Source organism: uncultured Croceicoccus sp. (genome assembly GCF_947496385.1).
Lineage (GTDB): Bacteria > Pseudomonadota > Alphaproteobacteria > Sphingomonadales > Sphingomonadaceae > Croceicoccus.
In genome coordinates this window covers 1-1715 of sequence record NZ_CANMCP010000040.1, presented here as the reverse complement: position 1 = coordinate 1715, position 1715 = coordinate 1, and the positions used below count along the sequence as shown (strand labels likewise).

Genomic DNA, 1715 nt, shown 5'->3' with positions numbered 1-1715 from the left:
GACACCTGCGATATATCGTTGAACTGCCTTATTTTCGGACAGGGCGAGGTGAGCGAGAAGTTTATCCGCAAGTTGGAAGGCTGGGCGGCGCGCCGGGTCGGACAGTTGGCGATGCTTCCCGACGATCATCCCTACAAGGCGGAGGCGCCGCTGATCGAGGCGGACGATTTCCCTTATTTTTTCCGGCCCGATTACGATCAGTGGAACCAGTGGAAGATCGACCATCAAACGAATGACGACCATTTGTTTGTCCATCGCGGAGAAGCGGCACCCGACGTTCCGCGCGGCGAAGGAGGCTATCGGCGGGTGTTTTTCGACGACTTCGACAAGAAATATACCGTCACCAATTCGAAAATGGACAAGCCGGGCGGCGCACTGTGGCATGGGCCGGGCTGGAACCCGGCGGTGGGCGGCGATCACGCGGGGAACAACCCCGAAATGCCGACGCCCACACAGCGGCCGGATATTTACGAATGGGACAAGGATCGCGGCTATCTGAAACTGCACAACGCCTTCGACAAGGATCGTGGCCGGTGGGCGTCGGCAGCGGTTTATACCGTCAGCGATGGCAATTACGGGCGGGGCTTCAAGGGCGGCTACGTCTTTCGCGCCCGGTTCAAATACGACGCCATTGACGATCCCGCCACGACCGGCGGAGAACTGTTCTGGGGGCTGTGGGGCTATTCGCGCAATGCCCGATACATGCATCACGAACATCGCATGGAACACGATTTCATCGAGCCGGACGCCAAGTCCCCGACATTTGCGAACCTTTGCTCCCATCATATGTGGGAGGCGCATTTTGGCAGTTATACGCCGAAACAGGTCGGCTCTCGCAAGATGGTCGGTTCGCGGATCGAGAAGGAACGAGGCTGGCCCATTGACCTGCAACCGTGGGACAATCAGTGGCGCACGCTGGAAATCCGTGTCGACCCCGACTATACCTATTGGTGTATCGACCCGACCGGCAATACCGACCCGATGGACCGCAGCGGCTTCATCGAAATTGCCCGTTGGCCGACGAACCAGTGCATGTTGGAAGAATGGTATTTTGTTCTCAACACCTGCATTCGTCGCAACACCGAGGCATGGGTTCCGGCAACCGAAACACAGCAGCTCGACGGCGAAGGCAATCGACTGTGGAATGACGGCGAAGGCGGACTGACCACCACCGACATGGGCGATGCCAACCGGGCGATGGAGCCGGCACGTTATCGGGCATGGTTCGATTGGGTCGAGATTTTGCAGCGCGACGCGGTGGTCTATCCTGAAACCGTTCCGTTCCCGTTTTCAGAGTGTCCCACGCTGTCCCGCGACGGCAATGTGGTCACATGTGATCCGAAGCTGACCGGCATTCAGAACATTGATTACTACTGGCATATCGATGGCTACCCGGAAACGGCGGTCCAGGGCACGACATTCACCCTGAGTCCCGAAGATACAGGCAGGGAACTTGCCTGCATGGTCGTAGCAGCAGGTGCAACCAATATCCCCCACGCCTGGACCAAACCAATGCAAGTGAGTTGAGCGTTGCATATACGATAAAACATCGGCTTTGATTTTACGAACCGCGACAAAACCTTATGGGATTTGTCATACCAATGATTTATCTTGAAGTTTTTGGTGCGGTTCAATAAAAATTATTGATATTTCCCAGTGGCATCACGTCGTTATTATTTTGAAGTGCAACGCTCATTGGAAATCAATGTTCAAAT

General features: G+C 55.7%; 2 protein-coding genes. One reads left to right on the top strand and one right to left on the bottom strand.

The genetic code is table 11. The features are described from left to right. Nucleotides 1–255: hypothetical protein (locus Q0897_RS15995; protein WP_299310418.1), on the bottom strand; the 255-nt coding region annotated here is incomplete at its 3' end. Between the two features lie 99 nt (nt 256–354). Here Q0897_RS15995 and Q0897_RS15990 point away from each other — a divergent pair. Next, entirely contained in the window at nt 355–1527 is a 1173-nt protein-coding gene (locus tag Q0897_RS15990; protein ID WP_299310416.1) for a hypothetical protein, read from the top strand. The last annotated feature ends 188 nt before the right edge of the window (nt 1528–1715 follow it).

What these genes read in the sequence shown, in the direction of transcription:
- Q0897_RS15990 (WP_299310416.1), top strand. Translation starts at nt 355, where the DNA reads ATGGACAAGCCGGGCGGCGCACTGTGGCATGGGCCGGGCTGGAACCCG.